General features: G+C 62.5%; 4 protein-coding genes and 1 pseudogene. 3 read left to right on the top strand and 2 right to left on the bottom strand.

The genetic code is table 11. The annotated features are described in order from the left end of the window. Nucleotides 1–256: 256 nt before the first annotated feature. Entirely contained in the window at nt 257–1,219 is a 963-nt protein-coding gene (locus H6718_36855; GenBank protein MCB9591033.1) for a fatty acid desaturase, read from the top strand. 185 nt (nt 1,220–1,404) lie between these two features. On the opposite strand, the gene H6718_36850 is transcribed toward H6718_36855, so the two are convergent. Both H6718_36850 and H6718_36845 read right to left on the bottom strand, forming a co-directional pair. Continuing rightward, entirely contained in the window at nt 1,405–2,475 is a 1,071-nt protein-coding gene (locus H6718_36850; protein ID MCB9591032.1) for a zf-HC2 domain-containing protein, read from the bottom strand. Nucleotides 2,476–2,493: 18 nt separating this feature from the next. Then, nucleotides 2,494–3,111, bottom strand: coding sequence for an RNA polymerase sigma factor (locus H6718_36845; protein ID MCB9591031.1), 618 nt, complete (start codon nt 3,109–3,111; stop codon nt 2,494–2,496). A 988-nt stretch (nt 3,112–4,099) separates the two neighbouring features. Between H6718_36845 and H6718_36840 the strand changes: the two are divergent. Both H6718_36840 and H6718_36835 read left to right on the top strand, forming a co-directional pair. Next, nucleotides 4,100–4,624: pseudogene (locus tag H6718_36840) on the top strand (hypothetical protein). A 158-nt stretch (nt 4,625–4,782) separates the two neighbouring features. Beyond that, the gene (locus H6718_36835; GenBank protein ID MCB9591030.1) at nt 4,783–7,197 is read left to right on the top strand and encodes a tetratricopeptide repeat protein; all 2,415 of its coding nucleotides are present in this window, start codon (nt 4,783–4,785) and stop codon (nt 7,195–7,197) included. Nucleotides 7,198–7,208 lie beyond the last annotated feature (11 nt).

Genomic DNA, 7,208 nt, shown 5'->3' with positions numbered 1-7,208 from the left:
TCTGCTGAACTAGCGCGCGCTCTGCTGAACTGGCGCGCGCTCTGCTGAACTAGCGCGCGCTCTGAGTGTGCGAAGGATTCTTCGCACTTCAACGAGTTCAGCGGCGAGTGAGGCGCGAAGTGCCCAACGCAGCTGAAAAGCGGCACATTTGCTAGAGGGTGAGTGCTGAAAATGCGTAGCCTCTCCTGGATCCCGGTACTAGAAGGGCCTGGGCACCGAGCACCGCTCCCAAGGTGGGTGCCGCGAGGAGAAGTTTATGGTTCGTCACGCAGCTGACTACCGCACCCTGTTGTGGACCTTCGTACTGACGCCAGGATTGTTGGCGTTCCTTTACGTGCGCCCTGATCTGACCGGCTACCTGTGGCCGCTCAGCTGCTACTTCGCGCTGGCTTGTGGCGTCATCGCGCACAACCACAACCACAGCCCAACGTTCAAGTCGAAGGGCGCGAACAACTTCTTCGGGACGTGGATTTCCATTTTCTACGGTTACCCGACGTTCGCGTGGATCCCGACCCACAACCTGAACCACCACAAGCTCGTGAACAAAGCGGGTGACGCGACGATCACGTGGCGCTTCACCAACCGCCACAACTTCCTCGTCGCGCTGACTTACTTCTTCGTGTCGAGCTACTACCAGAGCGATCCGATCAAGACGTTCATCGCGAAGGCCAAGGAGAAGAACCCGACGCTCTACCGTCGTATCATCTCCCAGTACGTGATCGTGTACGGAACTCACACGCTACTGCTCGCGCTGGCGATCTTCCTCTATGGCTGGGGCCCTGGTTTGAAGCTGTGGGTTCTTGCCGCAGGGATCCCAGGCTTCTTCGCCTTGTGGACCATCATGCTGTTCAACTACGAGCAGCACGTTCACGCCGATCCCTTCTCGCGTCACAACCATTCGCGCAACTTTGAAGGCAAGCTGCTGAACTTCTTGCTCTTCAACAACGGCCTGCACTCCGCCCACCACGAGAATGCCGGGACCCACTGGAGCAAACTTCCTGAGGTTCACGCTCAGTTACGCGAGCACATCGATCCTCGTCTCGTGCATCGCAGCGTGTGGTGGTACTGGTTCCAGCAGTATTTCCTCGCGGTATTTGTGCGAAGCCTGGGCACCCAGCAGGTCGGGCGCGCTGGTTTCGAGCCCCCAGAGGGTGATGTCGACGTGACCGCGGATGAGGTCGAGCTGGGCGAGGCGGGGACCAACGCAGCGATGGTCTGAGCTTCGAGCTTTGATGCGTCAGCGTCTGCGGGCGCGCCGGGGCGTCCGCTGCACGAGCAGTGAGACGCCCCGCAACGTTTGTGGGCTTCGAACTCGACGTTGAGCAACGTCGCCGGACACGATTGCCGGGACGCGGGTCCCGACTGAGCCAGCGCCCTGTTGCTCGGCCAGACCGCCACGAAGGACTAGAGCGCGTCGTTTGGCGCAGTGATTTTGGGGGAGGGCGCGCTGGCCGTCGCCGTCGCTTGCGGTTCGGCGGCAGGCTTGGCTGCCGGCTTCGCCTTCGGGGGAGCTGCCGCCGCCTTGGTAGCCACGCGGGGCGTCGCTTCATCCATTTGAGCCAAGGCTTTGCGCGCCCGGTCGTCATATCCGGGTTGCCCGACCAATGCTTGATAGTGCTTGCGGGCCTTCTCGAGCTGTCCTGTCGAGCGGAAACAATCGGCGGCCTGCCAGCGGGCGTCGTTCGTAATGGCCGTGCCGGGGTAGCGCACCGTCACGGTTTCGAAGCGTGGCCCCGCGCTGGTGCAACCCGAAGCATTGCGAACTGCCTGAGCGGAGAACAACGCTGCTTGCGCCGCATTTGAACCTCCCTCGGTCTCCACGCGATCGAAGCCCGCTTGCGCCGCCACCCAGTTGCCATTGCGATACTCGTTCATCGCCAAGGCGAAGGTGTCGTCGTCGTTGTCCTTGGCCTTGTCCGAAGGTTGCTCTTCGGCTTTGCCTTCGGCGGCGGCAGCAGGCGCCTCGGATGGCTCGTCCGCAGCGCCACGGCTCGCGACCTTCGCGGGTTCCGGTTCTGCGCGCGCCTCGTCCGCCGGCGCGGCGGGGAGGATCGCAATGCCCGGGCCTTCAGTCTCCGGAACCCCTCGCTCCGTCACACTGATGTTTTCCGTTTCGCCTGGCTTTGCGCGTAGCAGCAGCAGGCTGGACCCAATCAGTAGTAGCAAGAGCGCCGCCATCGCGAGCTGCGGACGCATCGCGTAGCCCGCGAGCACACTGACCGCACGACCCACCCGTTGGCCGAATGGCAGCGTTTTCCTAGCCGTGCGCTCTGCCGCGAGGATACGCTGCTCGAGTTCGTCAGGTGGATCGACCATCGGCAGCACGCCCACTTCACGAGTGGCACGTAGTTCCGTCGCGATCGGCCTACAGCGGCTACACTGATCCATGTGCCGCTTCGCAGCGGCCTGCGTGAGCTCGTCCAGCTCTTCGTAGAGCAGGTCGAGTACGATTCTGTCGAACTTCTCGCAGTCCATGGTTCCGTGTGGAGTCTGTTAGCGTAGCGCGCGGGCGTACTCTTCGAACTCGCTCAGCGCCTCGCGCAGTCGATCGAGCGCGTAGCGCATGCGGCTCTTGACGGTGTTTTCCGGCACGCCGGTGATGGTGGCGATGTCCTTGAATGGCAGGTTCGCGATCTCTCGCAGCAGGAACACCTCACGTTGCTCGTTTGGGAGAGCGTCGACCGCGTTGACGATGGTCATACCAACCTCACTCGACACCGCGCTCCGGTCGACGGAGGCACGGGGATGAGGGTCCGCCATGGTGTCGAGCAGGGTGCGCGCAGACTCTCCGTCGCCTCTTGGCTGGTCCAGTGACGGATGGCGCCGCAAGGAGAGCTTGCGCAAGTTGTCCACGCAGAGGTTGCGGGCGATGGTGTACAGCCAAGTCGAAAAACGCGCCTCGTGCTTGAACTCCGCGGCCTTTTGCACGACGCGCATGAACACGTCCTGAGTCACGTCCTCAGCGAGCGCTGGCTCCCTCAAGTGACGCAGCACGAAGTTGAAGATCGGCTTCTTGTAGCGTCTGACCAACTCCGCGAACGCTTGGCGATCGCCGCGCTGGTAGCGCACCATCAGCATCTCATCTGTCGCTTCGCCACGCCCGGAGACCATGCCGCTACTCCAGCTTCCCCGGCGAACTGGTGCCGTCACCTGCGACTTCAGTCGCACGGAGCTGTAGGCTTCCCAGGTTTCGGACGAGGGTGCGCTCGCGGCCATGACCGCCTCTTCGACGCGCCCGGCTGGCATTCGATCTGCGCACGTTGACTTCTTGTCCTTCGCGCGTTCACGCCATGCAAGCGCAATCCGCATCGTCTGTTAGGGATTCGCCAGCTACCCTACCGCTTGGACGGCCGTTGGCGAACCTACCCATCCCCGCATGCTTGTTCGGCCGCCTGGACGATTTTACGCTCTGGAGGGATGAATCGTCCGCGCTCGGCGAGTGGCGTGGGGCGCTCCCACACCTGTTGTGAGGTGCTCCACTTAGAGACGCCATGCTGCGGATCTGGCAGCGCCAACGATGCGTTGCGTCAGATTTTCCGGCGCTTTCCGCCTGGTCCACGCATCCGTAAACGCGAGCGCGTACTTCCAGTGGAGTTAGGTCGTTGAAAGGACATAGTATTGTCCCCGTGTTCGCACTTCCCACCGCACACATTCGAGGACTGCTCCGTCGAACATCCCTGGGGTGTCCGGGTGCGAGAATGCGACCGAGTGTGAAGCGCGAAAACGAGACCGAGTGTCGAGCCGATGATGGTACGCTCTGGCCGCTGTGGTGCCAGGGGGGCCCGCGAAACTTAGCTGTCGGCAGCTGTCGAGAGGGTTGGAAATGAAACTGTGTAAGACCTTGTGGGTTGCTTTTGCTCTTTCCTGGGCCGTGCCTGTGGCCGCTCAGACTCCCGACAAGCCCGCAGACGCTACCGCCACCAAAGCAGCGGATGCCAAAGACGAAAAAGCGGCAGACGGGAAAGACACTGACGCGAAGGCCACTGACGCGAAGGCCACTGACGCGAAGGACGGCGCACAGACTCCCGCGCCCAGCGACAAGGCCGCGACGGACACCCCCGCAAGCGAGGCTGCGGACACGAAGAGCGACCCGTCGGATGCCCCCGTCGACGGCGCTACGTATCAAGTTCGACTCCGCGATCTCGAGTCCAAGGTCGACGAGCTCAAGGAGCAGATTCGCCGCAGCCACACACGCTTGAGCTTGCTCTCGGAGACCATCCTGGGTGGAGGTGTGGGTGGCTCCCGCGCGGAGATCCGCTTCACCAATGAGATGTCGAGTGCGTTCCGACTGGTACGCGCCCTCTTCGTGCTCGACGGAGCGGTGCAATACAACAAGAAGGATGAGAGCGGCGCGCTCGCCGAGCAGCGCGAGATCCCCATCTTTTCTGGTTCGATCACCCCTGGCGATCACACCTTGCAGACCCTCGTGCAACTCAGGGGTCACGGCTACGGCGTGTTCTCATATCTGCGCGGATACCGCTTCGAGGTGAAGAGCAGTCACTCCTTCACCGTGACGGAGGGCAAGACGATTCGCTTGGAGGTTGTCGCCTGGGAGAAGGGCGGCGTGACAACGCCTCTCGAACAGCGTCCAGCGGTACGTTACGTGGAGAAGCTGAACAGCGGCACGAGCGCCTCACCCGCAGCCAGTGGATCATCCAAGAGTTCGGGCTCTGGCGTCTCGGGCGGAATCAGCATCGGCACGGGAGGGAAGTGACCATGGGCGTCACTCGCGCTTCGCGAATGCGGGCGTTGTCGGGAGCAGCCCCCGCTGCGGCCCGACGACTGAGCCCTGCCCGCTGGCTCGTTGGCGCGGTTGGGGTCTTCGCGTTGGGGCTGACTGCTAGTCCCGCCCATGCACTCGACGCTGCGGTGGCCAAAGGCCGCGCTGAGGCCGAGATTCGGGCGGTGAACGGGTCAACCAGCAAGATCCAGGCTGCGATCAAGAAAGCCAAGCAGATCCACGGCGTTTCCGTGGCGAAACGCATCGCCGCGGGCGACCTGCTGCTCCGCACCAAGGACTATGAGCGCGCGATCCGCGAACTCAGCAAGGTGCTTGAGCTGGGGCGTCAAGGCAAGGCGACCCCCGCGGAGATCGCGGATGCGGAGTTCTTGTTGGCTGATGGCTATTTTCAGTCAAACCAGCTTCTTTCCGCACGGCGACACTACCGGGACATCATCGATCACGGCACGGAGCCCGCTTATTCCGCCTACGCCGGTCGCTCGCTCAGCCGGCTGGTGGACGTCGCTCTCCGCACCGACGATCTGGACTCGCTGGACGACGTCTTTGCCCGTATGAGCAAGCTGCCCAACTCGGACTCGACGGGCAGTTTGCAGTACGCGCGCGGGAAGGCGTACTTCGCCAAGCGCCAGTTCGATCAGGCTCGCTCTGCCCTCGCCACGGTCGCCTCGGGATCGGACTATGACCACCAGTCGAAGTACCTGACGGGTGCGATCTTGGTTAAGGAGGCAGCTCCTGAGCCACCGGCACAGCCTGCGCCGGATGCTGTTCCTGAAGCGGGAAGCGCTCAGCCAGCCGAGCCGGCACCTCGAGATCGCTACGCCAAGGCCATCGAGGCGTTCCGCAAAGTCACCCAGCTGACCCCTGATTCGGAGCGCCACCGACACGTAATCGACCTCGCGTGGATGGCGATCGGGCGCCTGTTCTACGAGAGCGACAGCTATCTCGACTCGGCTGAGGCCTACAGTCACGTTGACCGCCGCAGCCCCGAGTTCACCACCATGCTCTATGAGCTCGCGTGGGTGTACGTCCGCCTCGGCGACTACCAGCGAGCTGAACGCGCGCTGGAGGTGTTGGCGATTGCTGACCCTAAGAGCCTCGAGTTCGCGGACGGCTCTCTCTTGCGAGCGGACCTGATGTTGCGCTCTGGCAAGTTCGAAAAGGCACTCACGCTCTACAACAGCGTACGCAACCAGTTCGATCCAATCCGCGAGCAGGTGGACCGCTTCCTGAAGACCACCACCGATCCGGCCGTCTACTACGACAAGCTCGTGGACGAACAAACCGAAGTGGATGGTGGAGGCGAACTCCCACCGCTCGCCATCGAGTGGGCTCGCGAGGCCTCCGAAGGTGATCGCGTGTTCTCCGTGATCGACGATGTGAGTCGGAGCCGCGAACTCATCCGCGATAGCCGCAAGCTCGCGACCAAGCTGAACGTGGTGCTTTCCTCCAGCACTCGCGCAAAGGCGTTCCCGGAGCTGAAAGCAGGGATGGAGGAGTCTCTGGCGCTCCTCAACCGCATCTCACTCGCGCGGGGCGATCTGGCCCGCGGATTGGAAGATGTCAACGACTCCGCACTGAGCGGAGAAATCGGCTCAGTCCGCGCAAAGCGTCGTGCTTTGATGAAGCGTCTGGGGTGGCTACCCAAGAACGAGGGCGACTTCGCCAAGCGAGAGGTTTCCGGTGAGGCCCAGTGGAACAAAGTCTCGCAGAAGCTTCAGCAGCTCACCATCGCAGCTGACGGCCTTCAAGCCGTGATCAACGGGCTCAAGCGCGTCATGAAAGACGCGGACAAGCACGGCGTCGTGCAGGACCCCGAGAGCCGGAAGCGATTCGAGGCCGAAATCGCCGCAAACGAGCGTGACCTAAAGCTCTATCGCAAGCGGATCAAGCAGTACCGTGAGGCAATAGAAATGGGGCGCGCGCAGATCGGGTTCGGTGATCAGCGGTACGTTGATGACGCAAACGTCCGCCGGGAGTTCCGCACTCTGCTCACTCGCGAGGTACAGCTCGCGGCTCAGGGGCAGGCTGGCTCTGGATCACAGAGCTACGCCAAGTCGCTGCTGCCGGTCCTGGCCAGCGCGGAACGTGCAGAGAAGAGCCTGGAAGACGCGTACGCGAAGCTCGACAAGGAAGTGGACGAGCAAACCCGCGGGCTTCAGAAGAAGCTGGCGGACGAAGTCGCGAACGTCGAACGCTACGCTGAGCAACTCGAGTCGCTGGACCAGCAGGCACGCCTGTTGGTCGGCGAAGTAGCAATGAAGAACTTCGGATTGGTGCGGGATCGGCTCAAGAACATCGTTCTTCGAGCGGACACCGGTATTGTGCAGCACGCTTGGGAGGTCCGAGAGGAAGCGCGCAGTCGCGTCATCAACCTCCAGCGTGAGCGTTCCCGTGAGGAATCGAACCTCAACGATGAACTCCGGGAAGTGATTGATGACGCAGGAGACGATGAATGACTCGCGCCAAG

The sequence above is a fragment of the Polyangiaceae bacterium genome (assembly GCA_020633205.1).
Lineage (GTDB): Bacteria > Myxococcota_A > Polyangia > Polyangiales > Polyangiaceae > JAHBVY01.
The sequence above is the reverse complement of the archived record's forward strand: the minus strand, read 5'-3'. Positions and strand labels throughout refer to the sequence as shown.

What these genes read in the sequence shown, in the direction of transcription:
- H6718_36850 (MCB9591032.1), bottom strand. Translation starts at nt 2,475, where the DNA reads ATGGACTGCGAGAAGTTCGACAGAATCGTACTCGACCTGCTCTACGAA.
- H6718_36855 (MCB9591033.1), top strand. Translation starts at nt 257, where the DNA reads ATGGTTCGTCACGCAGCTGACTACCGCACCCTGTTGTGGACCTTCGTA.
- H6718_36845 (MCB9591031.1), bottom strand. Translation starts at nt 3,111, where the DNA reads ATGGTCTCCGGGCGTGGCGAAGCGACAGATGAGATGCTGATGGTGCGC.